The sequence below is a fragment of the Streptomyces sp. NPDC102270 genome, from assembly GCF_044766405.1.
Classification (GTDB): Bacteria; Actinomycetota; Actinomycetes; order Streptomycetales; family Streptomycetaceae; genus Streptomyces.
On record NZ_JBIWLX010000001.1, the window covers coordinates 477,849 to 503,851 of the forward strand.

Annotated in this window: 27 protein-coding genes, 1 tRNA gene and 1 pseudogene; 19 read left to right on the forward strand and 10 right to left on the reverse strand. The window is 72.0% G+C overall.

Annotation, left to right across the window (positions count from 1 at the left end):
• Window positions 1–6 precede the first annotated feature (6 nt).
• Complete coding sequence (locus ACIRP7_RS02045; protein WP_403652636.1) at window positions 7–513, forward strand: hypothetical protein; 507 nt, start codon at window positions 7–9, stop codon at window positions 511–513.
• A 9-nt stretch (window positions 514–522) separates the two neighbouring features.
• Here ACIRP7_RS02045 and ACIRP7_RS02050 read toward each other — a convergent pair whose 3' ends face one another.
• Window positions 523–1,392, reverse strand: a complete 870-nt coding sequence (locus tag ACIRP7_RS02050) for a spermidine synthase (RefSeq protein ID WP_403652639.1) — start codon at window positions 1,390–1,392, stop codon at window positions 523–525.
• Window positions 1,393–1,458: 66 nt separating this feature from the next.
• Entirely contained in the window at window positions 1,459–1,839 is a 381-nt protein-coding gene (locus ACIRP7_RS02055; RefSeq protein WP_352391327.1) for a hypothetical protein, read from the reverse strand.
• Between the two features lie 265 nt (window positions 1,840–2,104).
• Between ACIRP7_RS02055 and ACIRP7_RS02060 the strand changes: the two genes are divergently transcribed.
• Window positions 2,105–3,520 carry a tetratricopeptide repeat protein gene (locus ACIRP7_RS02060; protein ID WP_403652642.1) on the forward strand — a complete coding sequence of 472 codons (1,416 nt, stop codon included), beginning with the start codon at window positions 2,105–2,107 and terminating at the stop codon, window positions 3,518–3,520.
• A gap of 117 nt (window positions 3,521–3,637) precedes the next feature.
• Here the strand turns inward: ACIRP7_RS02060 and ACIRP7_RS02065 are convergent, their stop codons facing one another.
• On the reverse strand, window positions 3,638–4,234 hold the full coding sequence (locus tag ACIRP7_RS02065) for a histidine phosphatase family protein (RefSeq protein ID WP_403652645.1): 597 nt from the start codon (window positions 4,232–4,234) through the stop codon (window positions 3,638–3,640).
• Window positions 4,235–4,443: 209 nt separating this feature from the next.
• Here ACIRP7_RS02065 and ACIRP7_RS02070 point away from each other — a divergent pair, with 209 nt between their 5' ends.
• The 7 genes from ACIRP7_RS02070 to ACIRP7_RS02100 all read left to right on the forward strand — a co-directional run bounded on the left by ACIRP7_RS02070 (window position 4,444) and on the right by ACIRP7_RS02100 (window position 10,990).
• Complete coding sequence (locus ACIRP7_RS02070; protein ID WP_403652648.1) at window positions 4,444–5,397, forward strand: phosphatase PAP2 family protein; 954 nt, start codon at window positions 4,444–4,446, stop codon at window positions 5,395–5,397.
• A complete protein-coding gene (locus ACIRP7_RS02075) occupies window positions 5,348–6,478 on the forward strand; it encodes a hypothetical protein (protein WP_403652651.1) in 1,131 nt (376 codons plus the stop codon). The genes ACIRP7_RS02070 and ACIRP7_RS02075 overlap by 50 nt, the downstream gene beginning before the upstream one ends.
• Before the next feature lie 88 nt (window positions 6,479–6,566).
• Complete coding sequence (locus tag ACIRP7_RS02080; protein ID WP_403652654.1) at window positions 6,567–8,159, forward strand: hypothetical protein; 1,593 nt, start codon at window positions 6,567–6,569, stop codon at window positions 8,157–8,159.
• Window positions 8,156–9,511, forward strand: a complete 1,356-nt coding sequence (locus ACIRP7_RS02085) for an AAA domain-containing protein (protein WP_403652657.1) — start codon at window positions 8,156–8,158, stop codon at window positions 9,509–9,511. The genes ACIRP7_RS02080 and ACIRP7_RS02085 overlap by 4 nt, the downstream gene beginning before the upstream one ends.
• A 339-nt stretch (window positions 9,512–9,850) precedes the next feature.
• Entirely contained in the window at window positions 9,851–10,219 is a 369-nt protein-coding gene (locus ACIRP7_RS02090; RefSeq protein WP_403652660.1) for a hypothetical protein, read from the forward strand.
• 119 nt (window positions 10,220–10,338) lie between these two features.
• On the forward strand, window positions 10,339–10,926 hold the full coding sequence (locus tag ACIRP7_RS02095; protein WP_403652663.1) for a bifunctional DNA primase/polymerase: 588 nt from the start codon (window positions 10,339–10,341) through the stop codon (window positions 10,924–10,926).
• Window positions 10,917–10,990 (forward strand) — tRNA-Lys (locus tag ACIRP7_RS02100). The genes ACIRP7_RS02095 and ACIRP7_RS02100 overlap by 10 nt, the downstream gene beginning before the upstream one ends.
• 188 nt (window positions 10,991–11,178) lie before the next feature.
• On the opposite strand, the gene ACIRP7_RS02105 is transcribed toward ACIRP7_RS02100, so the two are convergent.
• Window positions 11,179–12,462 carry a M6 family metalloprotease domain-containing protein gene (locus ACIRP7_RS02105; RefSeq protein WP_403652665.1) on the reverse strand — a complete coding sequence of 428 codons (1,284 nt, stop codon included), beginning with the start codon at window positions 12,460–12,462 and terminating at the stop codon, window positions 11,179–11,181.
• Window positions 12,463–12,746: 284 nt separating this feature from the next.
• Here ACIRP7_RS02105 and ACIRP7_RS02110 point away from each other — a divergent pair, with 284 nt between their 5' ends.
• Window positions 12,747–14,561 carry a putative bifunctional diguanylate cyclase/phosphodiesterase gene (locus tag ACIRP7_RS02110; RefSeq protein ID WP_403652668.1) on the forward strand — a complete coding sequence of 605 codons (1,815 nt, stop codon included), beginning with the start codon at window positions 12,747–12,749 and terminating at the stop codon, window positions 14,559–14,561.
• Between the two features lie 9 nt (window positions 14,562–14,570).
• Here ACIRP7_RS02110 and ACIRP7_RS02115 read toward each other — a convergent pair whose 3' ends face one another.
• Window positions 14,571–15,692 carry an LLM class flavin-dependent oxidoreductase gene (locus tag ACIRP7_RS02115; protein WP_403652671.1) on the reverse strand — a complete coding sequence of 374 codons (1,122 nt, stop codon included), beginning with the start codon at window positions 15,690–15,692 and terminating at the stop codon, window positions 14,571–14,573.
• A gap of 174 nt (window positions 15,693–15,866) precedes the next feature.
• Between ACIRP7_RS02115 and ACIRP7_RS02120 the strand changes: the two genes are divergently transcribed.
• Window positions 15,867–16,133, forward strand: coding sequence for a hypothetical protein (locus ACIRP7_RS02120; RefSeq protein ID WP_403652674.1), 267 nt, complete (start codon window positions 15,867–15,869; stop codon window positions 16,131–16,133).
• Window positions 16,134–16,517: 384 nt separating this feature from the next.
• A complete protein-coding gene (locus ACIRP7_RS02125) occupies window positions 16,518–16,685 on the forward strand; it encodes a hypothetical protein (RefSeq protein ID WP_403652677.1) in 168 nt (55 codons plus the stop codon).
• Window positions 16,686–16,704: 19 nt separating this feature from the next.
• Here ACIRP7_RS02125 and ACIRP7_RS02130 read toward each other — a convergent pair whose 3' ends face one another.
• Together ACIRP7_RS02130 and ACIRP7_RS02135 are read right to left on the reverse strand one after the other, a co-directional pair.
• A complete protein-coding gene (locus ACIRP7_RS02130; protein WP_403652680.1) occupies window positions 16,705–17,436 on the reverse strand; it encodes a decarboxylase in 732 nt (243 codons plus the stop codon).
• Window positions 17,433–18,257: an aspartate/glutamate racemase family protein gene (locus tag ACIRP7_RS02135; RefSeq protein ID WP_403652683.1), complete on the reverse strand. Its 825-nt coding sequence runs from the start codon at window positions 18,255–18,257 to the stop codon at window positions 17,433–17,435. Before ACIRP7_RS02135 ends, ACIRP7_RS02130 begins: the two co-directional genes overlap by 4 nt.
• Window positions 18,258–18,398: 141 nt before the next feature.
• Here ACIRP7_RS02135 and ACIRP7_RS02140 point away from each other — a divergent pair, with 141 nt between their 5' ends.
• Together ACIRP7_RS02140 and ACIRP7_RS02145 are read left to right on the forward strand one after the other, a co-directional pair.
• The gene (locus ACIRP7_RS02140; RefSeq protein ID WP_403652686.1) at window positions 18,399–19,346 is read left to right on the forward strand and encodes a D-2-hydroxyacid dehydrogenase; all 948 of its coding nucleotides are present in this window, start codon (window positions 18,399–18,401) and stop codon (window positions 19,344–19,346) included.
• Between the two features lie 19 nt (window positions 19,347–19,365).
• A complete protein-coding gene (locus ACIRP7_RS02145; RefSeq protein ID WP_403652689.1) occupies window positions 19,366–20,790 on the forward strand; it encodes an amidase in 1,425 nt (474 codons plus the stop codon).
• On the opposite strand, the gene ACIRP7_RS02150 is transcribed toward ACIRP7_RS02145, so the two are convergent.
• From ACIRP7_RS02150 to ACIRP7_RS02160, 3 genes and pseudogenes are all read right to left on the reverse strand, one after another.
• Window positions 20,761–20,982: a DUF7019 family protein gene (locus ACIRP7_RS02150; protein WP_403653022.1), complete on the reverse strand. Its 222-nt coding sequence runs from the start codon at window positions 20,980–20,982 to the stop codon at window positions 20,761–20,763. The genes ACIRP7_RS02145 and ACIRP7_RS02150 overlap by 30 nt on opposite strands.
• Window positions 20,927–21,175, reverse strand: a pseudogene (locus tag ACIRP7_RS02155) (DUF7019 family protein); the annotation flags it as partial. The pseudogene ACIRP7_RS02155 and the gene ACIRP7_RS02150, both read right to left, overlap by 56 nt.
• Before the next feature lie 148 nt (window positions 21,176–21,323).
• Window positions 21,324–21,818 (reverse strand): DUF3830 family protein, encoded by a 495-nt coding sequence (locus ACIRP7_RS02160; protein WP_403652692.1) that lies wholly within the window; start codon window positions 21,816–21,818, stop codon window positions 21,324–21,326.
• Window positions 21,819–21,916: 98 nt separating this feature from the next.
• Between ACIRP7_RS02160 and ehuB the strand changes: the two genes are divergently transcribed.
• The 5 genes from ehuB (at window position 21,917) to ACIRP7_RS02185 (ending at window position 25,943) form a co-directional block, all read left to right on the forward strand.
• On the forward strand, window positions 21,917–22,834 hold the full coding sequence (gene ehuB / locus ACIRP7_RS02165; protein WP_403652695.1) for an ectoine/hydroxyectoine ABC transporter substrate-binding protein EhuB: 918 nt from the start codon (window positions 21,917–21,919) through the stop codon (window positions 22,832–22,834).
• Window positions 22,831–23,529, forward strand: coding sequence for an ectoine/hydroxyectoine ABC transporter permease subunit EhuC (gene ehuC / locus ACIRP7_RS02170; RefSeq protein WP_403652698.1), 699 nt, complete (start codon window positions 22,831–22,833; stop codon window positions 23,527–23,529). Before ehuB ends, ehuC begins: the two co-directional genes overlap by 4 nt.
• Window positions 23,526–24,176, forward strand: a complete 651-nt coding sequence (gene ehuD, locus ACIRP7_RS02175) for an ectoine/hydroxyectoine ABC transporter permease subunit EhuD (protein ID WP_403652701.1) — start codon at window positions 23,526–23,528, stop codon at window positions 24,174–24,176. The genes ehuC and ehuD overlap by 4 nt, the downstream gene beginning before the upstream one ends.
• Complete coding sequence (gene ehuA / locus ACIRP7_RS02180; RefSeq protein WP_403652704.1) at window positions 24,166–24,963, forward strand: ectoine/hydroxyectoine ABC transporter ATP-binding protein EhuA; 798 nt, start codon at window positions 24,166–24,168, stop codon at window positions 24,961–24,963. The genes ehuD and ehuA overlap by 11 nt, the downstream gene beginning before the upstream one ends.
• Window positions 24,964–25,184: 221 nt before the next feature.
• Window positions 25,185–25,943: an IclR family transcriptional regulator gene (locus ACIRP7_RS02185; RefSeq protein ID WP_403652707.1), complete on the forward strand. Its 759-nt coding sequence runs from the start codon at window positions 25,185–25,187 to the stop codon at window positions 25,941–25,943.
• Window positions 25,944–26,003 lie beyond the last annotated feature (60 nt).

The following is a 26,003-nucleotide window of genomic DNA, read 5'->3' on the forward strand; positions in this document are numbered from 1 at the left end:
CGGGCGATGCGCAGAGGACTCGTACACGTACTGGCTTGGACGCTCGCCACGGGCGCGGCGGTCACGCTGTCGTGGTGGGGTGTCCACACGGTCATGGCGGGCACGGCCTACGATCCGCCGCGCGCGCTGCCGATCACGGCGGCCGACGCGACCACGCAGGAGTCGAAGCCGCTGGTGTCACCGACGCCGACGCGGACCGGACGGGCGACCCCGTCGAGGCGCCCCTCACCGACGCCGAGCGCCACGACCGCGAGTCCGGCCCCCTCGAAGAGCCCTTCCCCCACCGCCTCCGGTCACGTCAGGAGCTACGACACCGACGGCGGCCGCGCGGTCTTCGACCTGGGCGAGAAGTCGGCGACCCTGGTGTCCGCGACGCCGGGCACGGGGTGGTCGATGCAGGTGTGGAAGACGGAGTCGTGGATCCGGGTGGAGTTCGCCTCCGGCGCGGACCGGGTATCGGTGTTCTGCACCTGGCACGACGGCCCGCCGCGGGTGGAGATCGGCACCTACTGACTCACCCGGTCATCTGAACACGGACGCGGGCGGCGCCGGGGAGGCCACCGCCTCGGCGTCCGTCACGGGTACGGCGCCGCCGGTGAAGTCGAGGAGCGCCTTGCCGTGTTCGACGCGGCCGGGGTGCGGGTCGGAGGCGGCGCGGCGGGTCAGTTCCGCGACCGGCAGGGGGCTGTCGGAGGCGACCAGGACGGCGTTGCCGAAGCGTTTGCCGCGCAGGACCGTCGGGTCGGCCACCAGGGCGAGATCGGGGAAGCGGGCGGCGACGGTGGCGATCTGGCCGCGGAGATGGGCGAGCGGCGGTCCGTCGGCGAGGTTGGCGGCGTAGCAGCCGCCCGGCCTGAGCGCCCTTCGGACCTCGTCGAGGAACTCGGTGGAGGTGAGATGTGCCGGGGTCCTCGCTCCGCTGAACACATCGGCTATGACGAGGTCGGCCCATCCGTCGGCGACCTTGGCGAGTCCTTCGCGGGCGTCGACGGACCGCACCCGTATCCGCGCGGCCGGCTCCAGGGGGAGCTTCCGCCTGACGAGTTGGACCAGGGCCGCGTCCCGCTCGACGATCTGCTGGGTGGAGCGGGGGCGGGTGGCGGCGAGATACCGGGCGAGGGTGAACGCGCCGCCGCCGAGGTGTACGGCGTGCACGGGCTTGCCGGGGAGCGCGGCGAGGTCGATGACGTGGCCGAGTCTGCGCTGGTACTCGAAGGAGAGGTGGGTCGGGTCGTCCAGGTCGACGTGGGACTGCGGTGCGCCGTCGACGAGCAGCGTCCACGCGTGTGTGCGCTCGCGGTCGGGGATGAGCTCCGCGAGACCGCCGTCGACGGGTTCCACGACGGATTCGGGGGCCGCGTTCCCACGGCGAGCGTTCTTCGACTTACCCACTACGCCATTATCGGCGGCGCGGGGCCGTCTCGCGCCCGCGGGCCGGTGCGGGTCGGCAGGCGCCGGTCAACGGCAGTTGTCCGCGGCCTCGATCAGTCTCGCCGCCTCGTCCAGTGCCGCCCGCAGCACTGCCGGGTCCGTCGCCAGGTCGGCGTCTCCCGGTGGCAGCAGCCAGTCCGACCCCGCCACCGGAGGCTCCGGTGCCAGTCGCAGACCCCGGCCGTCGGTCTCCGTGCACGTGCTTCCCGGTACGTCCCAGCCCGCCGCCGTCCCCGGCGGCACCAGGAACCCCAAGGTCTGGCCTCCGTCGTCGTGCAGCACGGGTCCGACCCCTTCACCCACCCCCCGTCGCAGGATGTCGACGGCCTCCAGGCCGTGTCGCGTCGGCACCGTGACCACGTCGCACGACACCGGCGTACAGGGATTGACGCTCTGGCTGATCTCCATCGCGGCCTCCACCAAGGAACCCTCGTCCGACTCCGAGAGATTCAACGCGCACCCGTGTCAACGGCAACGGCAGAAGTCCGCCGCAAAGGATGGCAGTTCATGGCGGATCCCGGAGGAGATATCCGGTTTGTAGCCAAACCTCGCATGGCGACCCGGACACAACAGGTACGTTCTTGCCCGCCGGAAACAGGACGTCACACTGACAAACCAGTCAACTCGCCCCACCTCCGGCATGGTTCGACGGTTCGCACGAGAGGACCCGGCCATGGCGTCGTCATCGGTGACCTCGTCCCAGTCCCCCACACCACCGCAGCCGAACCTCGCGTTCCGGCGCCTGCGCGGACAGCGCTCGCCGGCCGAGTTCGCCGCGATGGTGCGACGGGCCGCGCGCGAGATCGGCGAGAGCGTCAGCTGCGACGCGCGCTATGTGGGCCGCGTCGAGGCGGGCGAGATCCGCTGCCCCAACTACGCGTACGAACGGGTGTTCCTGCACATGTTTCCCGGCCGCACGCTCACCGACCTGGGCTTCGCCTCCCGCGCCACCGTACGCGGACGCCGGGCGCGCACCACGAGTGAGACAGAGGGGACGTACGAGCCGTATGACACGCAGGACACGCAAGACGCGCAGGATCCCGACGAGACGTACGACAACTACGAGGAGAGCGACGTGCTGCGTCGCGCATTCATGACCGGCGGGGGCGCCACGGTCGCCGCCGCCTCACTGGGCCCCATCGGGCTCGCTCTCGACGCCGCGGCCGCCGGACGGCCGGTCCGCCGCGTCGGGGCGGGCGAGGCGGGTGCCCTGGAAGAAGCCGTGCGCAGAATCCGGTTGCTCGACGACCGGCACGGCGCGGACGGCCTGTACCAGCGCGCGGCGGCTCCACTGCGCGCCGCCTACGCGCTCCTGGACGCCGGCGCGACCCGGCAGACGACCGCCGAGCGGCTGCACTCGGGCGCGGGCGAACTCGCCATCTCGGTGGGCTGGCTCGCGCACGACTCCGGACGGTTCGACGACGCCCGCTCGCACTACGCGGAGGCGCTCGCGACCGCCCGGGTGACCGGTGACGACGCCCTGGAGGCACACGCCTTCTGCAACACCGCCTTCCTCGCGCGCGACGCGGGACGGCCACGGGAGGCGGTGCGGGCCGCGCAGGCCGCGCAACGGGTCGCCCGGCCGCTGGGTTCGGCCCGGCTCATGTCGCTGCTCGCGCTGCGCGAGGCGGGCGGCTGGGCGGGGCTCGCCGACCGGACCGGGTGCGAGCAGGCCCTCGCCCGCGCGCAGGCCTACTTCGAGCGAGGCCTCTCGGACGCCGACCCCGAGTGGATGAGCTTCTACGGCGAGGCGGAGCTCGCGGGCCTGGAGGCGCAGTGCTGGTCCACGCTGGGCGACTGGCGCCGGGCCGCCCGGTACGCGCGCCGCGCGGCGCATCTCCAGGACCCGCACTTCACCCGCAACATCGCGCTGTACACGGCCGAACTCGCCGACGACCTGGCCCGCGGCGGCCACCCCGACGAGGGCGCGGCGGCGGGGCTGCGGGTGCTGGAGCTGCTGGGCGAGGTCCAGTCGTCCCGCATCCGCACGATGCTGGCGGCGACGGCGAGGGTGCTGTCGCCTCACCGGCGGGCTTCGGGGGTGTCGGCGTTCCTGGAACGCCATGCGTCGACGCCGAGGACCGCGTGAGCGGGTTTTCGTTCGGCCGGGAGCCGGTGGGGGCTGGTCGCGTCCGCGCGGCGGTAGCCGCACATCGACACAGCCCCGCGCCCCTGAGTGGGTGCGGTGACGGCCTGCCCAGCTGTACTACGACCCCAGATGGCCCACGTCGTTCCAGCTCTCGATCGCCGGCTCTCCATAAGCCCAGCCCAGAACCGAAAGGGACGTCGGATTCAGTCGCACCCGCGCCGCGAAATCGATCGGCAGCCCCAGCCACCGCGCCCCGATGGACCGCAGGATGTGCCCGTGCGCGAACACCAGCACATCGCGGTCGGCGGCGCGCGCCCACGCGACGACCTCGTCCGCGCGCGCGGTGACCTCGTCGAGGGACTCACCGTCCGGCACCCCGTCGCGCCAGATCAGCCAGCCCGGACGCACCGCCTGGATCTCCTCCGGGGTCATGCCCTCGTACGCGCCGTAGTCCCACTCCATGAGCGCGTCCCAGGTGGCCGCCCGCTCCCCGAACCCGGCGAGTTCGCAGGTCTCACGCGCGCGTACCAGCGGGCTGGTGCGTATCTCCGCCCCGGGAAGGCCGTCGTACGGGGGCCGGTGCAGCCGCTCGCCGAGCAGCTTGGCGCCCCGCCGGCCCTCCTCCAGGAGCGGCACGTCGGTCCTGCCGGTGTGCTTGCCGGACAGCGACCACTCGGTCTGTCCGTGCCGGGCCAGCAGGATGCGCGGTGCCATGGAGAAACCTTTCCGGGGGAAAGCGGAGGCGGAACGCCTCCATCATCGCGCACCCTGTGGGAGGGCAACCCGACGGGCGTTCTCAGCGTCTTCGTGGACCGAAGGCGCTGCGTGGGGGCACTCCACAGGGGCCCGCACATACGCCGTAAAGTGGCACCCCCGGACAAGGACGGCCGGACGCCGCGCGAAACGAAGGGGGACAGGATCGGATGCCGCTGACCGAGACACCAGGCACCGAGGCAGTCCCGGAGACGCGGCTGCGCTGGTGGACCGAGCTGCCCCTGATCCTGTTGGTGTACGCCTGCTACAGCGCCGGACGGCTCCTCGCCAGGGGCGACGTCACGGGCGCCGTCGACCACGGACTGGCGATCCTCAAGGTCGAGAAGGTCCTGTACCTCAACGCCGAGCACCCGCTCAACCGGCTCTTCACCAGCCAGACCTGGCTCGGCGTACCGGCCGACTTCTGGTACGCCTCGCTGCACTACCTGGTCACACCGGCCGTCCTGATCTGGCTCTTCCGCTCGCATGCCGTGCACTACCGCGCGGCCCGCACCTGGCTGATGACGTCCACGTTCATGGGCCTGATCGGCTTCACCCTGCTGCCGACCTGCCCGCCCCGCCTCCTCTCGGCGAGCCACGGCTTCGTCGACACCATGGCCCAGTACAGCTCTTACGGCTGGTGGGGCGGCGAGGCGAGCGCCCCTCGCGGCATGGGCGGCATGACGAACCAGTACGCGGCCATGCCCAGCCTGCACGTCGGCTGGGCGCTGTGGTGCGGTGTGATGCTGTGGCGCTACGGCACGACGCGTACGACGAGGGCCGCGGCCGTCGCCTACCCGCTGATCACCACGATCGTGGTCATGGGCACCGCGAACCACTACTTCCTCGACGCGGTCGCGGGCGCGGTGGTGATGGGCCTCGGGTTCCTGCTCGCGCCGTACGTCAGCCGGGCCGCGGAACGGGCCACGGAGGGTGTCCGGGCCCGGATGGCCACCGTATCCGGCGCCTCCCGGCGCACAGAGCCCTCAATTGTCAGTGGCGGATGCCAGACTTCCGCGGGTGAGCACATTCCACGGCAGCGCGAGTCACGCTTCCCGGGCGGAGCCGAGCCCGGTGCCGCTCCCACGGACGCGGGGGACGGCGCTGCGGCAGCGGCTCGCTGAGCTGCGCGGCCCCGAGGTACCGGCCAAGGCACTGGACGCGCGTGCCCTGGCCGCCCTCGCCGCGAACCCCGGGTGCAAGCGGCGCGCGATCCTCGACGGCGCCGGGGTGAACAAGACGGCACTGGCCGACGCGCTGGGTGCGCCGTCCGCCTTCGGGCAGTCGCAGTTCGCTCTGACCCGGGGCAACGCCTTCGAGGCGAAGGTCAAGGCGGACGGCGGCGCGGAGCTGTTGCGGCTGGTGCATGAGCGGCTGGACCGCAGCGCCGAACCGCCCACCGGGGCCCACGTGCCCGACCTCACCGCGATCGGCCCCGAGGGCCGTACCGCGCGCACGGCACTGGCCCTGCGTGAGGCCGCCGGGACCCAGGGGTGGACGCTGCTCGACCACCCCATGCTCGCGCTCGACGTGGCCGGCTCCGCCGCCTTCCTGGAGCCGGACGCCGTGGTGGTGCACCCGGACGGCAGTTGGACGGTCGTGGAGATCAAGTCCTTCCCGATGCTGGACGGTTCGGCGGACCCCTCGAAGGTGGGCGCCGCCGCCCGCCAGGCCGCGGTGTACGTCCTCGCGCTGGAGGAGGTCGCCGCCCGCCTGGAACCGGCTCCGAGGGTCCGCCACCGGGTCCTCCTGGTGTGCCCCAAGGACTTCTCCAACCTGCCCACCGCCTCGGCCGTCGACATCCGCAAGCAGCGCGCGGTCACCGCCCGTCAGCTGGCCCGTCTCACCCGCATCCAGGACATCGCCGACGCCCTGCCCGACGGCACCTGCTTCGCACCCGACCTGCCCGCCGCCGAGCTGACCGCCGCGGTCGAGTCGGTCCCGGCGACCTACGCCCCCGAGTGCCTGTCCGCGTGCGAACTGGCCTTCCACTGCCGCGACCGCTCCCGCGCGGCCGGCGCGGTGACCTCCCTGGGCCGCTCGGTGCGCGCGGAGCTGGGCGGTCTGACGACGGTGGAGGACGTGCTGGCGGCGGCCCGCGGCGAGGCCGGGGACCCGGACGACCCGGCCGTGGCGGCTCTGCGCAGAGCCGCCGAGCTGCGTGCCGAAGCGCTGGACGCGGTGCCGGGGGGTGCCGCGCGGTGAGTGCGCCTCGGCGCCGGGCCCCCGCGGCCCCGCCCCACGTCACGCCCGCTCGCGGCCTCGCCACGGCCCCGCGTCACGAGGAGCCCCCGTGTCACTGATCACGACGCTCGCCCGGCTGGAAGCCGTCAGCACCGGCCGCGCCCAGCCCGCCGCCACCGTCCGTCACCGGCATCTCTCCGACCACCCCCTCGTCCTGGTCCCGCTCACCACCGCGGGCGAGGCCGGTGCCCCGCTCGGCGCGCTCGTCGGAACCGACCGGGACGCCCCGCACCTCCTGGTCGTACCGCAGCCCAGGGACCGTGACCTCCGGTTCGCGTTCCTGGCCGAGCTGGCGGACATCGTGCTTCCGTACGTCGACGGGTACGCCGAGTCGGTGGAGGCCGCCGAGCGCAACGAGACCGATCCGGAGACCGGCAAGCGGGTCAAGGTCGAGGTCGAACTGTGCGCGGACGCCCCGCAGCTGATCCTGCCGAGCCGCGCGGGCATCGATCTGGTACGGCTGCTCGGGCGCTCCATGCGCTTTCGGCGCACGGCGGAGCAGGACCCGGAGACCCCGTACCCGGCCCCGCCCCGGGTGCCGTTGCTGGGCCGGTGGCTGACCCACTTCGGGGAGCGGGCCCGGGTGCCGGGCTCCTCACTGCTGCTGGCGATGACGGACGTGCTGGCCCGGCACTGGTCCACCGGCCAGTCCACGCTGGAGGACCAGCACCTGGGCGCGCTGCTGGCCTGGATCGACCCGCCCGAGGGCCGCTCGGGCGCCGAGGCCGCCCTGGAGGCCGAGCTCGCCCGGGACGAGCGCGGCCAGCTGCTGCATCCGCCCGCCGGCCCCGCCACCGACCCTGCGTTCGACAACAAGGTGCTCGCCCCGGCCCTGGAGCGCTACGACCGCGCACGGACCGCCCTCGCCGCCGCCGAGGACGGACTGGAGGCCGACGACCGGCTCGGCGCGCTCACCGCCGCCGAGCGGGAGATCCGCGCACTCGTCGCGAGTCACACCCGCCCCACCTGGGACGCGGTGTGGCGAGGCGTGGACCTGCTGCGGGCGCTGCCCGAGGGGGCCCATGTCGAGGAGCGGTGGACGCGCGACCGCTGGTCGTTCACGAGCCACCGCGACCGGGTCGTAGCGGGCGAGCCCCCGCAGCCGCGCCGCGACGACGCGGTCACCGCCGCCAACAAGCTCGCCGCGCGCGAGCGCGAACAGGCCCGCCTCGAGGCGCAGGAGGCACTCGACGACCCGCTGGTGATGGCGGGGCGGCGGCTGGCCGGTGAGGCGTTCGCCGGGGAGGTCACGGACGTCGTGATGACGTACAGCGAGGGCAAGCGGCCGAGCCCGCGCCCGCTGGTGACCGTGCGGACCGACGACCGGCCGCATCTGGGCGAGCGGGCCAAGGTGTACCGCTCGCTGGGCGGCAAGCCGCAGTCGGCCGAGTTCGTGGGGTCCGAGGAGGAGGGCGCGCTGGTCGTCCTCAAGATCCTCGACAAGATGGGCCGCGGCAAGGAGCCGGAGACCGGGTCCGTCCCCGAGAAGGGCGACCGGCTGTGCTTCACGCTCTTCGAGCACGAGCAGCGCGGCGGCGCGAAGCTGCCCGACCCTGAGGACACTCCCTGGACGCACGGCGGGCCGCCCGGTGAGGCCGTGCCGGAGACCGCCGATCCCATGACCCCGGAGGACGTGCTGTGACCACCCAGGCCCCCCGGGACCACCGGGCCTTCGACCCCGGTGCCGAGGCCGCGCGGGCCACCGACGCGATCCTCGACGACACCCTGCAGGGCATTCACCGCGGTGTCGTCGTCGACTCCCCGCCCGGCGCGGGCAAGTCCACCCTGGTGGTCCGCGCGGCACTCGAACTGGCCGATGCGGGACGCCCGTTGATGGTGGTCGCGCAGACCAACGCCCAGGTCGACGACCTGGTCCTGCGGCTCGCCGAGAAGAACCCCGAGCTGCCGGTGGGGCGGCTGCACAGCAGCGACGCCGACCCGTACGACAAGGCGCTGGACGCGTTGGCGAACGTACGCAAGTCGGCGAAGGCGGGGGATCTGACCGGGCTGCCCGTCGTGATCTCCACGGCCGCCAAATGGGGGCATGTGAAGGCCGACGAGCCGTGGGCGCACGCGATCGTGGACGAGGCGTACCAGATGCGCTCCGACGCGCTGCTGGCGGTGGCGGGCCTGTTCGAGCGGGCGCTGTTCGTGGGCGACCCGGGGCAGCTGGATCCGTTCGCGATCGTGGGCAGCGAGCAGTGGGCGGGGCTGTCGTACGACCCCTCGGCCTCGGCGGTGACGACCCTGCTGGCCCACAACCCCGAGCTGCCGCAGCACCGCCTGCCGGTGTCCTGGCGGCTCCCCGCCTCGGCCGCGCCCCTGGTCTCGGACGCCTTCTACCCGTACACACCCTTCCGCAGCGGCACCGGCCACGACGACCGCAGGCTCACCTTCGGCGTCCCCTCGGACGGCTCGGGCCCCGACCGGGTGATCGACGCCGCGGCGGAGTCCGGCTGGGGCCTGCTGGAGCTGCCCGCACGGCACACTCCCCGCACGGACCCCGAGGCGGTGCGGGCCGTCGCGGCCGTCGTACGGCGGCTGCTGGACCGGGGTGGGGCGGCCACGTCGGAGCGCTCACCGGATCCCGCGCCGCTGACCGCCGACCGTATCGCGGTGGGCACGGCGCACCGGGACCAGGCGGCTGCGGTCCGCGCGGCGCTGACCGACCTCGGCGTCACCCAGGTCACCGTCGACACGGCGAACCGTCTCCAGGGCCGCGAGTACGACGTCACGGTGATCCTCCACCCGCTCTCCGGCCGCCCCGACGCCACCGCCTTCCACCTGGAGACGGGCCGCCTGTGCGTCCTGACCTCCCGCCACCGCCACGCGTGCGTCGTGGTGTGCCGGGCGGGCGTGAGCGACCTGCTGGACGACTACCCGTCCACGGAACCGGTCCAGCTGGGCACCCTGGTGAAGTTCCCGGACGGCTGGGAGGCCAACCACGCGGTACTGGCGCGACTGGCGGAGCATCGCGTCGCGTGGCGACCGTGATCGACGCGCCCGGCCCCCTGACCAACAGGCGCCCGCTCAGCACCGCCCCACCGCCGGACGGAGTCCGCCACGCCGCGGAGGCGGCCGATGGCTACAGCCCCGGACGGCTGGGAGGCCAACCACCCGGTACTGGCGCGGCTGGCGGAGCATCGCGTGCCGTGGCGACCCTGACCGGTGTCCTGCGCGGTCGCGGGAGACCGTGAGCGGGAACATCGCGCGGGCCGTAGACCTTGGTACGGCCGCAGGCGTCCCGCCCTCTTGCACGGGCGCGGGACAATGGACGGTGGCCCATGCATCGGCGGGCCGTCGGTACGGACGAGGTACGAGGAGGATGAAGACATGGCGGAGCCCACGCCGCGTCGGAACGAGCCGCGGCTGCGCCCCGCGCCCCTGCTGTTCGAGCCCACACAGGTGGCCGAGGACCCGGAGCACTTCTTCGATCTGGAGTCGATCGACGACCCGCGGGCGCTGCTGACCCGGTCCACCGAGCTGGCGCACGCCTTCCGCGCGGCGGCGGACCGCGCCGTGGAGTTCCAGGCGATGGCGGCGGCCCAGCTGGCCGACCCCCGGCGCTTCGACCGGCTCACGACGGCGGACATCGCCGAGCGTGCCGAGTGGACCGAGGACTACGCGAAGAAGATGGTCGAGTTCGGCCGGGATCTGCTGCGCGGCGCGGAGGGCGGAGCGGGGCACGCCGACCCCGTGTGAGCCCGTAAACGATCCCTGGCATATGCCAGGCGGGCAAGATACCCCTCCCCGCCCACTCCTGTCCCGATTTCCCGCAACCCTGCGGAACGGCCCGCTCACAGCCGGTAGATGTAGGCGGCATGAGCACTCGCGACGAACCCTTCTCGGACCGCTTCGACGTCTCCGGCGTCACCGCGGACGGCGCGGCCTGGCTCGCCTCGGCGGGGGCGTACCCGCGCAGCACCCTGTCGTTGTGGGACGAGCGGCCCGCCGCCCCGGTCGTCCTGCCCTGCGGCACCGCCTTCGACGTGGTCAGCGCCCCCACGATGTTCGGACGCCGGATGCTCGACCGGCTGTGGGACGAGGGACCGGGCTCGGGCCCGGTGGCGACGCTCCGGGGCCGGATGCTGCTCTTCGCGGCCCCGGGCACGGCACAGCGGCTGCCGTCCCTGCTGCGGTGGGAGGAGTGCGGCCGTACGGCGGCGATTCCGCCGCTGCTGTGCCACGGCGCCGGCGATGCGGTGACCGTGCCGCCCCCGCTGAGCGCCGCGAAATCGGCACTGACCTCCCGCTGGCTGGTCGCCCCGGACACCCGTCACCCCTGGCTGCCGGGCCCGGAAATCCTGCTCTGGGCAGCCGTCCGCGCGGCCCGCACCGCCGTACGGATATCGATTTTTCCCCCAGCCGATCAGGATGCTAAGGTCTACGACGTCAGCAGGCGCCGCTAGCTCAGTTGGTTAGAGCAGCTGACTCTTAATCAGCGGGTCCGGGGTTCGAGTCCCTGGCGGCGCACAGACAGTGAAGGCCTCTCGCGAGTGCGGGGGGCCTTCTCTTTTGACGACGGCACGGCAGCGCGGCCGGGGGTCCGGGGGTTGCCCCCGGGAGACACAGCATCAGCGGGTCCGGGGTTCGAGTCCCTGGCGGCGCACGACACGGTAAGGCCCCTCGCAGCAGCGAGGAGCCTTTCGCGTGTCCGCCGGTTATCCGACCCCGATCTCCACGCCCCACGCCCCCGTCGTCGTCCGTCCCGTCACCGTCAGCCGGACGTTCTCCCCCGGCACCCTGAAACTCTCGCCGACGTCGACGGGGGCGTCTGCGAGGGGTGGGTAGACCGAGTTCTCCCAGCAGGCCTCCGTGCGGGGGTGGGCGTCGATCACCTCGATCGGGCCGCCGCCGGACGCCGCGCCGCTGTGGACGCGGTAGATGAGCACGCCCTGCCGGCAGACCGCCGCGTCGTTGCCCACCGCCGCGCGCGCCTCGAAGGCGAGCGCGCTGTCGGCCCCGGTGCGCACGACCGCGAGCTTCGTGCCGCGCCCGAGCCCGAAGATCCCGGCGCGGTCGGGCCCGACCGCCACCGGCTCCAGCGTCAGCCGCACCGGCTTCGGCCCCCGTACGCACACCACCTGCCGCCGCTCCAGCCAGCCCAGCTTCCACTTGTGCCAGGCGAACAGATCGGGGGCCAGTCCGAACTGGCTGCCCATCAGGTCCCAGTCGCCGACGTAGGTGTCCCAGTCGCCCTTGCCGTCCATCGGCCGGTGGTAGAGGTCCGGCAGGTCGAAGACGTGGCCGGTCTCGTGGGCCAGCACCAGACGGTCCGGCGGGTGCTTCTCGAAGACCGTGACGACCCGGCGGATGTCCGTGCGGTCGGCCCGCAGCGGCACATCCAGGTTGACGACCTTCGTGGCGTCCGAGTCGACGCCGGGCGCGTCCGGGTCGGCGACGAAGTAGACGACGTCGTAGCGCGAGAAGTCGACCTGGCCGTCCGCCGCGGCGAGCGCGTCCCGCAGATAGGCGCCCCGGTGCTCGGCACTCCAGTCGCGCTGCATGACGTACGCCGTCGACGGACGCGGCATCCGGATCCAGTGCCGCAGCGGGTGCGGGCGCAGCGTGAAGCGGCCGTAGGAAGCGCGTTCGAAGAAGCGGGTGGTGGCCGGGAAGTGATCGGCGGTCAGCTGGGCGGGGGTCGTCAGCGGCGGGGCGTCCGGGAAGGACAGGAAGACCATCACCGCGTCGAGGGCACGGGCGGGACGCGGATAGGCGGTGTTCCAGGTGTCCAGGCCCTCCGAGTGGTGGGCCCCGGTGCGTTCCAGGGTGCAGGGCGCCGAGGAGAAGGGTCCGGCGACCGAGGGGCCGGTGATGAGGGAGGTGGCGGCGAGGGCAGCCATGGTGGTGAACACGGCGGCGGTGCTGCGCAGTCGCGGGCGCGGCACAGTGCGCGGAAACGGGCGCGGCAACGGGACCTCCGGGAGCGGTTCACGGGACACCGCACCCAGCCTGTGTGAGTTTGGGGTAGTACGCCCTGTTTATCTGCACCGGACGAGTGAGGCGGCGTGACCTGCCGAAGCGGCCGACACCCCCGAATCACTCACGGAACGTCACAACCGGTCTCGAGCCTCAAGAACCCGTCCAGCTGCGGGCAGAAACGATCTGCCAGAAGGGGTTGCCGGTGCCTCGGACCGGGCAATGGCTGGAAGGGCCCGGGGGCAGCCTCTATGATCGGCACACTTTCCTGCGCGGACAGCGATCGAGTGCACTGCGGGAGCTAGCGGTGAACGGAACGTCCGAAGGGCCGGCGCCCGCGGCAGACCTCGACGGGTCAGCCGTTACAGAGAGTGATATCGCGACACCTTTTCGTACCGAGCCGCCGTCGCACCGCGCGGCGTTCGCGGCGGCGCCGCTGGCCATGGCCGTGGTGGACCGCGAGGGCACGGTCGTCGACGCCAACCCCGCCTTCGGCGAGCTGCTCGGCGCCGTACCGGAGGAGCTGGCCGGGACCCAGGCCGCGGACCTGGTGGACCTGGCCTCGGACGCGCGCACCTGGCACTCCTACCGCGAGGTGCTGCGCGGCCGTCAGGCGAAACTGCGCTGCAAGCGCCGGCTCAAGCATCCCGACGGGCACTCCATGTGGGCGCAGATCACGGTCACCCCGTTGGCCGCGGACTCCCACGGCTCACCCGGTGTCCTGCTCTCCGTCGCCGACATCACCGCCCGCCGTGAACTCCAGGCCCGGCTGCGGCACTTGCAGATGCACGACCCGGTGACCCGGCTGCCCAACCGCACGCTGTTCTTCGAGCGGCTGACGGCCGCGCTGGAGCCGGAGTCGTACGAGCAGGGCGGCACGGGCCGGATCGGACTGTGCTACCTGGACCTCGACGGGTTCCAGGCCGTCAACGACACCCTGGGCCACCGGGTCGGCGACCGGCTGCTGGCCGCCGTCGCCGAGCGCCTGACGCGCTGCTCGGACGAGGCCGGTCACGGCCGGGCGACCGCTCCCCTGGTGGCGCGGCTGGGCGGCGACGAGTTCGCGCTGCTCGTCGAGGACTCCACCGGTACGGAGCAGCTCGCCGACCTCGCCGAGTCCCTGCTGAAGGCGATCCAGGCACCCTTCGACCTCTCCGGCCACCGGATGTCGGTGTCGGCGTCGATCGGAGTCGTCGAGCGGCGGGCCGAGGGCACCTCCGCGACGGGGCTGATGCAGGCCGCCGACACCACGCTGTACTGGGCCAAGGCCGACGGCCGGGACCGCTGGACGCTGTTCGATCCGGAGCGCAACGCCCACCGCATGACCCGCCAAGCCCTCGCCTCCACCCTGCGCCCGGCCATCGAGCGCGGCGAGTTCCAGCTGGAGTACCAGCCGCTGGTGGGCATGGAGGACGGCCGGCTGCGCGGGGTCGAGGCGCTGGTGCGCTGGAACCATCCGCAGTTCGGGATGCTGACGCCGAATCGGTTCATCGCACTGGCCGAGGAGGACGGCTCGATCGTCCCGCTGGGCCGCTGGATCCTGGCCACCGCCTGCCGTCAGGCCCGGCAGTGGCAGCTGGACCGCCCCGACGAGCCGCCGATCTTCGTCAGCGTCAATGTGGCGGTCCGTCAGGTCTGGGACTCCGACCTGGTCGCGGACGTGGCGCAGACCCTCGCGGAGACCGGCCTGGCCCCGCACCTGCTCCAGCTCGAACTCACCGAGTCGGCGGTGATGGGCTCGGCGGGCCGCCCGCTCCAGGCCCTGCAGGCGCTGAACGACATGGGCGTCGGCATCGCGATCGACGACTTCGGCACCGGCTACTCGAACCTCGCCTACCTCAGCCGGCTCCCGGTCTCCGTCCTGAAACTGGACGGCTCCTTCGTCCGAGGCTTCCAGTACGAGGGTGAGGGCGTCCCCCCGAACCCGGCCGACGAGATCGTCGTCGAGGCGATGATCCAGCTCGCCCACCGCCTGGGCCTCACCGTGACGGCGGAGTGCGTCGAGACCTCGGCCCAGGCCAGCCGGCTGCGCCGCATCGGCTGCGACACCGGCCAGGGCTGGCTGTACTCACGGCCGGTGTCGCCGGATCGTATCTCCGGGCTGATGCGTGTGAAGGCCTAGCCGACAGGCCTAGGAGACCGCAGGGGCCGCGGGCAGCCCGTAGGCGTCCGCGACGAGCTCGTACGAGCGCAGGCGTACGTCGCCGCTGTGGGCGTTGCCCGTGATCATCAGTTCGTCGGCGCCGGTGCGCTTGTGGAGGTCGTCGAGACCGGAGCGGACCTCGTCGGCGGTGCCGTGGATGACGTTCGCGTTCCAGGAGTTCGCGAACTCCTCCTCCATCGGGCTGAACTCGTAGGCCTCCGCCTCCTCGGGGGTGGGGACCAGACCGGGGCGGCCGGTGCGCAGCCGGATCATGTTGAGCGCGGCGGCGCGGACCTGGCGGCGGGCCTCCTTCTCGTCGTCCGTGGCGAGGGCGGAGACGCCGATGAGGGCGTAGGGCTCGGCGAGGACCGCGGAGGGCCGGAAGGACTCGCGGTACAGGTCCAGGGCCGGGATGGTGTTCTGCGCCGAGAAGTGGTGCGCGAAGGCGAAGGGCAGACCGAGGGAGCCGGCCAGCTGGGCGCTGAAGCCGGAGGAGCCGAGCAGCCAGAGCGGCGGGCGGTGCGGGGACTGGACGCCGCCGGGCGAGGTGGCCTGGACGGGACCGGGTACCGCGTGGATACGGCGGTAGGGGTGGCCGTCCGGGAAGTCGTCGTCCAGGAAGCGGGTGAGCTCGGCGAGCTGCTGGGGGAAGTCGTCGGCGCCCTCGTTGAGCCGGTCCGTGCGGCGCAGGGCGGCCGCGGTGGCGCCGTCCGTGCCCGGGGCCCGGCCGAGGCCCAGGTCGACGCGGCCGGGGGCCATCGCCTCCAGCGTGCCGAACTGCTCGGCGATCACCAGCGGGGCGTGGTTGGGGAGCATGACGCCGCCCGAGCCGAGCCGGATGCGGGTGGTGTGGGCGGCGAGGTGGGCGAGGATCACCGCGGGCGAGGAGGACGCCACGCCCGGCATGGAGTGGTGCTCGGCGACCCAGTAGCGGTGGAAGCCGCGGGACTCGGCGAGCCTGGCGATGGCGACGCTGGTGCGCAGGGCGTCGGTGGCCGTGCGTCCGGCGCCGACGGTGACCAGGTCGAGCACCGAGAGAGGTACGGGGGCGGTGCCCTGTGCGGTACCTCGGATCTCGTCTTCCGCCACGGTGGGGTGCCTCCTGCTCATGAGCCGTGCGCTGTCGTCCTGACAACAACAGGAGAGTGTCCCCGGTTGTTCCCGAGTGCGGTCACGCATGTCCCCGGAGCCCCGTCTTCCGTATCCCGTACGGCAGTTGACCGCTTGCCGCACGGGCCCCCGGGTACCCAGAGCGCACCGCCTCACGGACCGGAGGGATCGCCCATGACGCAGGAGAACAACCCGCGGCCGCCGTCGTCGGAGCTCGGACCGCTCGAACCCGGTACCGCGCAGCGCGCCCAGCTGTCCGTCCGGATCGCCGACATCGCGTGGACCGCCCTGAGTGTCGTCGCCGCCCTGTGGGTGATCCTGGCCACCGTCGACGCCGTGCGCGGCTCGGGCTCGTGGGCCTACTCCACGGTGGCCCTGGTCCTGCTGGCCATCGGCCTGACGATGCGGTTGCGGGCCGTCCGCCGCCGGGACCGGATGTGACAGGGGGGTCGGCTGTGGAACGGGTCAACTCGTTTCTCGGCAGGCATCTCTGGGTCCAGGTCGGCCTGTCCCTCCTGGTCGCGTTCGCCGTGGTCCAGCTGCTGTCCCCGGGGCGCTCGGTCGCCTCGGCCCTGCTGTACGTGGTGTTCGGCTCGATCGGCGGATTCGGCGTCGTGCTCGCCGTACGGCGCGGGGAGAAGCGGGCCGCCGGAGGCTCGGTCGACGATCTCGTGTCGTTGGACCGGAAGCTGCGCCGGGGCGAGGTCCCCGCGGTCCCGCAGGAGCGGCAGGCCATGCGCGACCTGGTCGAGGACCGCCTGCGCCGCGGCCGTCACCGGGTCGCGGCCCAGGTCGGCCTCGCCGTCACGTATGTGCTGCGCGGTCGTGGTGGCGACGGCCCTGACCGCGAGCCTGCCGCAGACCCTCGGTATGGCGCTGTTCGCCCTGGTCTTCCTCGGCTGGCTCGTCCTCCACGGCAACCTCCAGCACCGCCGGCTGCGCACCATGCGCGCGGAGCTCACCGGCGACACCCCGCAGGAGCGTCGCCGGTGAGCACCTGAAGCCGGCCGCGTCACACCTGGACGATCGGCTCCCGCGTGAACAGCGTCCCCATCGCCGGCGCGTTCACCCGGCGGTTCGTCAGCCTCAGGGCCTCCCAGACGGTGACCTGGTTCGCGGTGAGGACCGGCTTGCCCAGCTCCTTCTCCAGGGCCGGGATGTGGGTGGCCGTGTGGAGGGCGGTGTCCGGGAGGAGCACCGCCTCGGCGTCCGGGGAGTCGGCCTCCCGGGCCAGCGCGAAGATCTCCTCCTCACCCCAGGTGCCGACCTCCGCGGCGGTGACGATCCCGGCGCCGTGGACCTGGAGGACCTCGACGCCGCCCGCCCGCAGGAACTCGGCGAACAGACCCGCCACGTCGTCCGGGTAGGTCGCCGCGACCGCCACCCGCCCGGCCTCGATCTCCTGGGCCGCGTGCACGAAGGCGAACGAGGTGGAGGAGGCGGGCAGGCCGGCCGTGCGGGCCAGGGTGCGGACCTGCTCCTGGGCGCCCTCCCAGCCGTGCACGAAACTGCCGCTGGTGCAGGCCCAGACGACGGACTCGGAACCCGACAGGCGCAGTTCCTCCACACCCGCGGCGAGCCGCTCGGCGGTGCCCATCTCCAGGAGGGCGTCCACGCGGTGGGCGTCCGTGCCGATGTCGGTGTGGACCACGTCCAGGCGGATGTCACTGCCCAGGAGCTGTTCGATGCGCGGATAGTCGTCCTCTGCGGCATGGCCCGGGTAGAGGAATCCGAGTGCGGTCATGTCCAGCCTTCCTGCTGCTGTTCTTCGTCCGGCAGGCCCCGGACTTCCGGCAGACCCGGAATCTCCGGGCGCACGGGCCCCGTCCTCGCCGCCGGGTCGATCAGCGCCTGGTACGGTCCCACGGCTCGGGTACCCAGTCGGCGCAACGCCGCCCACATGGTCACCTGGTTGGCCGAGATCACCGGTATGCGCAGTTCCGCCTCCAGTTGCGGGATGACGTCGTACGTCGGCAGGTTGGTGCAGCTGATGAACAGCGCCTGGGCGTCGGCCCGTACGGCCCGGTGGGCCATCTCGGAGACCTGGCGGTAGGGCACCTTCCAGATGTGCCGGGTCAGGCCCATGTAGGCGCACCCGGTGACCTGGACACCCGCCTCGGCGACGTACTCCTCCAGCGACCTGGTCACCGACACCGTGTACGGCGTCACCAGCGCCACCCGGCTCATCCCGAGTTCGGCGAGGGCGTCCAGGAGGGCGCCGGACGTGGTCAGGGACGGGACCGCGCCCGCCCTGGTCATGGCCGCGCACATGGCCCGCTCCCCGGCGATCCCGCCGACGAAGCTGCCCGAGGTGCAGGCGTAGGCGACGACCTCGGGGGCGATGGCGTTGAGCGTGCGCACGGCCTCGTGCAGGGTCTCGTGCTCGCTGACCAGGCGGGCCAGGTCGAGGCCGACCTCGACGGGGACGTACGGGGTGCGGGTCAGATGGAGCGAGATGCCGTCGGGGACCCAGCGCCACAGCTCGCGATCGAGCGCGAAGTCGAAGGGGGCGACGACACCGACACCGCGTTGCGGGCGCGGACCACCCAGAAAGGAAACGTCCATGGCAGAACCGGCCTCACGGTGAGAGACGGAAGGACAGCGGAACGTGCACAACGCCTGTGTTGACGAAGGTAGGTTCGGGTGCGAGCGTGGTCAATCCGCCCACGTCAGACACTGGGCCGTCCCCGGAGAAACGGTGCCTGGATGTCCGTCCCCACCCTTCTGGTCCTGGACGCCGATCCCCCGCCCAGGCTCGGCAGCCTCACCGGCCGGGCCCGGATCGTGCACGCGGACGCGTCCACGCTCGCCGAGCGGCTGCCGTTCGCCGACGTGCTGCTGGTCTGGGACTTCACCTCGACCGCGGTGCGCGACGCCTGGCCGGGCGAGGGGCCCCGGCCGCGCTGGGTGCACACGGCGAGCGCGGGTGTGGACCACCTGATGTGCCCCGAACTCGTCGCCTCCGACACGAGGGTGACCAACGCGCGCGGTGTCTTCGACCGGCCGATCGCCGAGTACGTCGCCGCGCTGGTCCTGACGATGGCCAAGGACCTGCCCCGGACCCTGGAGCTCCAGCGGGAGGGCGTGTGGCGGCACCGGGAGTCCCAGCGGGTGGCCGGCACACGCGCGTGCGTGGTGGGTTCCGGGCCCATCGGGCGGGCGATCGTCGCCACCCTGAAGGCGCTCGGCGTCACCACCGCCCTGGTCGGCCGCCGTTCCCGTACCGGGATCCACGGTCCCGACGACCTCGACCGGCTGATGGCCCGCGCCGACTGGGTGATCGCGGCCGCCCCGCTCACCGCGGAGACGCACGGCATGTTCGACGCCCGCCGCTTCGGGATGATGCAGCCCTCGGCCCGGTTCATCAACATCGGACGGGGCCGACTCGTCGTGGAGGAAGCGCTGGTGGAGGCGCTCGCCAAGCGGTGGATCGCCGGGGCCGCCCTCGACGTCTTCGCCACCGAACCCCTGCCGCCGGAGAGCCCGTTGTGGCGGGTGCCGGGCCTGATCGTGTCCCCGCACATGAGCGGTGACACCGTCGGCTGGCGCGATGAACTCGGCGCGCAGTTCGTGGAGATGTACGACCGCTGGGAGGCGGGCAGATCACTCACCAACGTGGTCGACAAGCAACGCGGGTACGTGCCGGGGCACTGAACGTCGAGCGGAGGGGCACATGCGAGACCTCACCGAACTGACCGCCGTACAACTCGTCGAGGGCTACCGCAAGGGCGAGTTCAGCCCCGTGGAGGCGACCCGGGCGGCGCTCGACCGGGCCGAGCGGATCCAGCCGGAGGTGAACGCGTTCGTGCGCGTGACCGGCGAGGAGGCCCTGGCGCAGGCCCGCGCGTCGGCGGACCGCTGGCGGCGCGGGGAGCCGTCCGGCGCGGTGGACGGCGTCCCGGTCACGGTGAAGGACATCCTGCTGATGCGCGGCGTCCCGACGCTGAAGGGCTCCAGGACCATCTCGGAGAGCGGCAGTTGGGACGAGGACGCGCCGTCCGTGGCCCGACTGCGCGAACAGGGTGCCGTGTTCCTCGGCAGGACGACCACCCCGGAGTTCGGCTGGAAGGGCGTCACGGACTCGCCGCTGACGGGCGTGACCCGCAATCCCCACGACCCGTCGCGCACCGCGGGCGGCTCCAGCGGGGGTGCCGCGGCGGCCGTGGCGCTCGGTGCGGGGCCGCTCGCGCTGGGCACGGACGGCGGGGGCAGTGTCCGTATCCCGGCCGCGTTCTGCGGGATCTTCGGCCTCAAGCCGACGTACGGCCGGGTGCCGCTGTACCCGGCGAGCGCCTTCGGCACCCTCGCGCACGTCGGCCCGATGACCCGTGACGCGGCTGACGCGGCACTGCTCCTCGACGTCATCGGGGTGCCGGACTCCCGTGACTGGTCGGCGCTGGGCCCGGCGGCCGGCCCGTACACGGCGGCCCTGTCGGGCGGGGTGCGCGGGCTGCGGGTCGCGTACTCCCCCTCCCTCGGCGGCCAGGTGGCCGTACAGCCCGGCGTCGCGGCCGCGGTGCGCCGTGCCGTGGAACGCCTCGCCGGACTCGGCGCGTACGTCACCGAGACCGACCCCGACTTCGCCGACCCGGTGGACGCCTTCCACACCCTGTGGTTCAGCGGGGCGGCCCGCGTGACCCAGCATCTCGGGCCGCGTCAGCGGGAGTTGCTGGACCCGGGGCTCCGCGAGATCCGTGACCTCGGGGCACGCATGAGCGCGCTCGACTATCTCGCCGCGGTGGACGCGCGGATGGAACTCGGGCGGCGGATGGGCCGCTTCCACGACTCGTACGACCTGCTGGTGACCCCGGCCCTGCCGATCACGGCGTTCGAGGCGGGGACGGAGGTCCCCAAGGGCTCGGGGCATCGCCGCTGGACGGGGTGGACGCCGTTCACGTACCCCTTCAACATGACGCAGCAGCCGGCGGCGAGCGTGCCCGTCGGCACGGACGGCGACGGACTGCCGGTGGGACTGCAGATCGTGGCGGCCCGGCACCGGGACGACCTGGTGCTGCGGGCGGCGCACGCGCTGTACGAGGCGGGGGTCGCCGGGATCGCGCCGCCAGTCTCAGCCCACGAGGGCCACGTACAGGGGTGAGCCCAGCGGGGAGGGGCCCTGCAGGAGTTTCTGGGCGACGAACTCGACCGTCTGCGCGGGCCCCCGCAGGAGGCCGACGGCATGACGGGTCGCCGATGTCGGGGTTGCGCCGCAGTGCGTCGACGAGCGCCGGCGGGAGGGAGGGCGAGTGGAGCGGCGCGTTCCCCGAGTCGGCGGGTGAGCCGAGGAGATGGGTCGCGGAGCCGCCCAGGCCGACCACGGTGCGTCCGTCCCGGCCGCCGAAGAACACCGTCGAACTGTCGTCGCGGCCGCCTTCGGCCAACGGCCCCCACTGGACGGGGAGTCGGCCGCGGAAGTACCTCCCCGGTGCGTCGACCGTGCCCACGTGACCGCCCTCCGCGAGGCGGCGGGCGACCAGCTCCACACGCAGGATCCCCCGATCTCGTCGGTCCTGCTCGCCTCGAACGACGGGTCGAGCCGCGGCAGCATGTCGACCTTGGTGTCGCTGATGTAGAGGCAGTGGCGAAGGACTGCAGGGCAGGAACCGCTCCCGTCCGGCGCCCGAGCCGTCGCTACGCCCGGCGGAAGCGGAGGCTCTCGCCGAGTGCGCCTGATCGCCAGAGATCGTTGCAGCCCTCGGCGAGGGCGTCCAGCCCCTCCACCACCTGCCCCCAGACGATGCCCGGCACCCAGCCCACGTCACCGTTCAGGAGCAGGTTGTTGCGTTCGTAGAACAGGGCCAGGTCCACCAGTGTCGTGTCCGCGCGGACCTCGCGGTCGTAACCGTAAGAAGCGGTGCCCAGGTGCGTACCCGCGAAGGAGAAATAGCAGAGATCTCCGGGAATCGGGGTAACTGTCGGATTTTCCAGGGGTGGTTCCGATTCCGCGAAGGGTGGGAAAAGGGCGTAGATCTCGTTGCGCGCATACTTGGCGTGATAGACGTCACCAGCGAGCGGGAGAGCGTCCCATACGGCCGCGCAGGTGATCGGCGCCCGGTCGTCAAGGAGCTTTGCCGTCGCGGTGATCTCCCGCTCGACCAGCGTGACTTCGATATAGCGGTCAGCCATGCATTCCATGGTCCCCCGGCGGTCAAGAGGGCCTCGGTGCGAAAAAGGGGCTCGAATCGGTCCGCATAAGTCGCATCCGGTCGGGTAGCCGCGCCGCCATGGCTCCACCACGGGAACATGGCGAACACATATCCGGGACCTCCCGCCGGTCGCTGCTCGCGGGGGTGGCGGCGCTCGGTGCGCTGGGCGCCGCAGGCTGCTCACGCGTGGCCACGGCTTCGACCGAGAGAGGCGGCGACCTCCTCGACCGGCTGAGGGCGGCCGGTGTCGTTCGGCTGGGAATCGCCGGTGAGATTCCCTTCGGATATATCGACAGGAACGGTGAACTGACGGGCGAGGCACCCGAATTGGCCTCGGCCATCTTCAAGCGGCTCGGGGTGGACAGGGTGCAGCCCGTGCCGACGGACTTCGGCTCACTCATCCCGGGGCTGAAATCGCAGCAGTTCGATGTCGTGGCCGCCGGAATGTATGTGACACCCGAGCGCTGCCAACAGGTCATCTTCGCCGACCCCGACTATCAGATCCAGGACTCCTTCGTCGTGAAGAAGGGGAATCCGCTGGGCCTGCACAACTACGAGGACGTCGTACGGAAGAAGGCGAGGTTCTGCACCTCGACCGGGAACGCGCAGATCGGGTACGTCGTCGACGCGGGGTACCGGAGGAGCGACATCCTGCTGGTCCCCGACCAGGTAGCAGGCCTGAACGCCGTGGAGGCGGGGCGGGCCGACGTGTTCGCCGGCACCGCGGTCACCACCCGTGCCGTGGTGAAGAAGTCCCGAAAAGCCGAGGCGACGAAGCCGTTCTCCGCGATCGTCGACGGCAAACCGCACATTGACGGCGGCGCGTTCGCCTTCCGGCCGGCCGAGACGAATCTGCGGGACGCCTTCAACGTCGAACTGCGCGCGCTGAAGAAGAGCGGGGAGGTGCTCCGGATCCTGAAGCGCTTCGGGTTCACCGAGACGGAGATGACGAACCTCACCGCGAAGGAGCTGTGCGCGGGAGGTGGCGCCGTATGACCTCGGGGCTGTGGGAACTCGTCCTCAGGGGCATCTGGACGACCGTCCAGCTGCTGGTGTTCAGCTCACTGCTCGCCGCCGCCGTGTCCTTCGTGGTCGGCGTCGCGCGCACCCACCGGGTGTGGATCGTCCGCTTCCTCGCGGGCTTCTACACCGAGGTGTTCCGCGGGACCTCCGCGCTGGTGATGATCTTCTGGGTCTTCTTCGTGCTGCCCCCGGCCTTCGGCTGGCAGCTGGTGCCGATGTGGGCGGGCACGCTCGCGCTCGGACTGACCTACGGGGCGTACGGCTCCGAGATCGTGCGCGGGGCGCTCAAGGCGGTCGACCCGGCCCAGCAGGAGGGCGGGATCGCGCTGAGCTTCACGCCCTGGCAGCGGCTGCGGCTGATCCTGCTGCCGCAGGCGGTGCCGGAGATGATCCCGCCGTTCTCCAACCTGCTGATCGAGCTGCTCAAGGGCACCGCGCTGGTGTCCGTGATGGGCATGGGCGACCTGGCGTTCAGCGGCAACCTGGTGCGGCTCGCGCTCCAGGAGAGCGCCGGGATCTACACGTACCTGCTGCTCATCTACTTCGTGATCGCCTTCCTGCTCACCCGGCTGATGCGGGGCCTGGAGAAGAAGCTCAAGGCGGGGGTCGGCAAGGAGCCCGCGCGTGAGGTGCAGGTGCCCCAGCCCGTCGGAGGTGGTGTCGGATGACGTGGGACTGGAGTGCCGTGAGCGACTTCATGCCGCAGTTCTGGGACGGTCTGCTGGTCACCCTGCAGGCCCTCGCGCTCGGCTCGCTGATCTCCTTCGCGCTCGGCCTGGTGTGGGCGCTGCTGATGCGCGCGCCCTCACGGTTCGTGCGCTGGCCGGTCGGGGTGGTCACGGAGTTCGTGCGCAACACCCCGCTGCTGGTCCAGCTGTTCTTCCTCTTCTACGTGCTGCCCGAGTGGGGCGTGACCCTCTCGGCCCTGGCCACCGGTGTCATCGGGATCGGGCTGCACTACTCGACGTACACCATGCAGGTCTACCGGGCCGGTATCGAGGCGGTGCCGGCCGGCCAGTGGGAGGCGGCGACGGCGCTGAACCTGCCGCGGATCAGGACCTGGCAGGTGGTGATCCTGCCGCAGGCGATCCGCCGGGTCGTGCCGGCCCTCGGCAACTACGTGATCTCGATGCTCAAGGACACACCCATGCTGATGGTCATCACGGTGCTGGAGATGCTCGGTGAGGCGCGGCTGTTCGCGCAGGAGCACTTCCAGTTCACCGAGCCGCTGACCGTGATCGGCGTGGCCTTCATCGTCATCTCCTATCTGGCCTCCCTTCTTCTGCGATCCCTGGAGCGACGTCTTGTCCGCTGACACCCCTTTGACGGCAGAACCCGACGCGAACACCAACCCGCCGGTCGACGGCAGTGAGCTGATCCGCTTCGAGGACGTGACCAAGCGCTTCGGGTCGAACACGGTCCTGGACCGGCTGAACTTCTCCGTGGACTCCGGGAAGCACGTGACGCTGATCGGGCCGTCCGGGTCCGGCAAGACCACGATCCTGCGGATGCTGATGACGCTGACCAAGCCCGACGAGGGCACGGTCAGCGTGGGCGGGGAGAAGTTGTTCCCGGCGCCGGAGAAGCAGCTGCGCGAGGTGCGCAAGAAGATCGGGATGGTCTTCCAGCAGTTCAACCTGTTCCCGAACATGTCGGTCCTCAGGAACATCACCGAGGCGCCCGTCACCGTGCTCGGCCTGTCCAAGGACGAGGCGGAGGCACGCGCGCGTGAGCTGCTCGACCTGGTGGGGCTCGCCGACAAGGCCGGCGCCCGGCCGACGCAGTTGTCCGGCGGACAGCAGCAGCGGGTGGCGATCGCGCGGGCGCTGGCCATGCGGCCGCGGGTGCTGCTGCTCGACGAGGTGACCTCGGCGCTCGACCCGGAGCTGGTCGCGGGCGTTCTCGACGTGCTGCGGGACATCGCCCGCACCACCGACATCACGATGCTCTGTGTGACCCACGAGATGAACTTCGCCCGGGACATCTCCGACCAGGTCCTGATGTTCGACTCGGGCCGCATCATCGAGTCGGGCGCGCCGGAGAAGATCTTCAGCGACCCCGAGCGGGACCGCACCCGGGAATTTCTGAGCGCGGTTCTCTGACTCCAAGAGGTGAACAGAGTTCAACCTTCGAGGTCCCGGACCCGGGTCATGTCACTGGCATATGCCAGTGTGCCAGCGCCCCTGCTGAGAGGGCCCCGTCCGGGGACGGAATCTCGTCAACCGCCGCTCACTACAAGCCTTTTGCCGGTTATCGTGGAAGGGATCGCTGTCTGGATTACGGCCCAGTAGTAGTGCGACCGAGCGAGCGCAGGGGGAACACCGTGGCGCTGAAGCACGAACCGACCGCGCCGTACCACTCCGCCCAGGACGCACTGCGCGTCCTGGAGACCGTGGCACGGCACACCACCGGAGTCACCGACACCGAACTCGCCCGAACCACCGGCCTCGCCCCGGAGCGACTGACCGCGCTCCTGAGGATGCTGCGCCGCGAGGGATACGTCGAGCAGGTCACCGACGGCGCGTATGTGACGGGCGAGGCCCTGACCAGGCTCAGCTCCACCCACGAACGCGAGCAGGCCGTGCGCGACAAGCTCCAGCGCACCCTCGACGAACTGCGCGACTCCATCGGCGCGGCCGTCTACATCAGCCGGTACGTCGACGGCGAGGTCACCATCTCCCAGTACGCCGACGGTCCCTCGACCCCGGCGGTCAACGAGTGGGTGGACTTCCGCTCCTCGGCCCACGCCACCGCCCTCGGCAAGAGCCTGCTCAGCCAGCTCGACCACAACGGCCGCCGCGACCATCTCTCCCGGCACCGCATGACCCGGCTCACCTCGCGGACCATCACCAGCGACAAGCTGCTCCTCTCCCGCCTGGAGGCCCAGCCGCCGACGGTCCCCCACCTCGACCTCCAGGAGTACGCGGTGGGCACGGTGTGCGCGGCGGTACCGATCACGGCGGGCTCGTCGGTGGGATGCCTCGCGCTGTCCCTGCCGCTCGACCAGGCACATCGCCTGCGCCAGGCGACGGACCGACTGAACAGGGGGGCGGCACCGGTCCTCCTGTCCCTGGCGATCTAGGAGCGGGGCAGAAGGTGGTCGGTCGGTGGTCATGAGCACCCCTGGGGACCGGGTAGTATT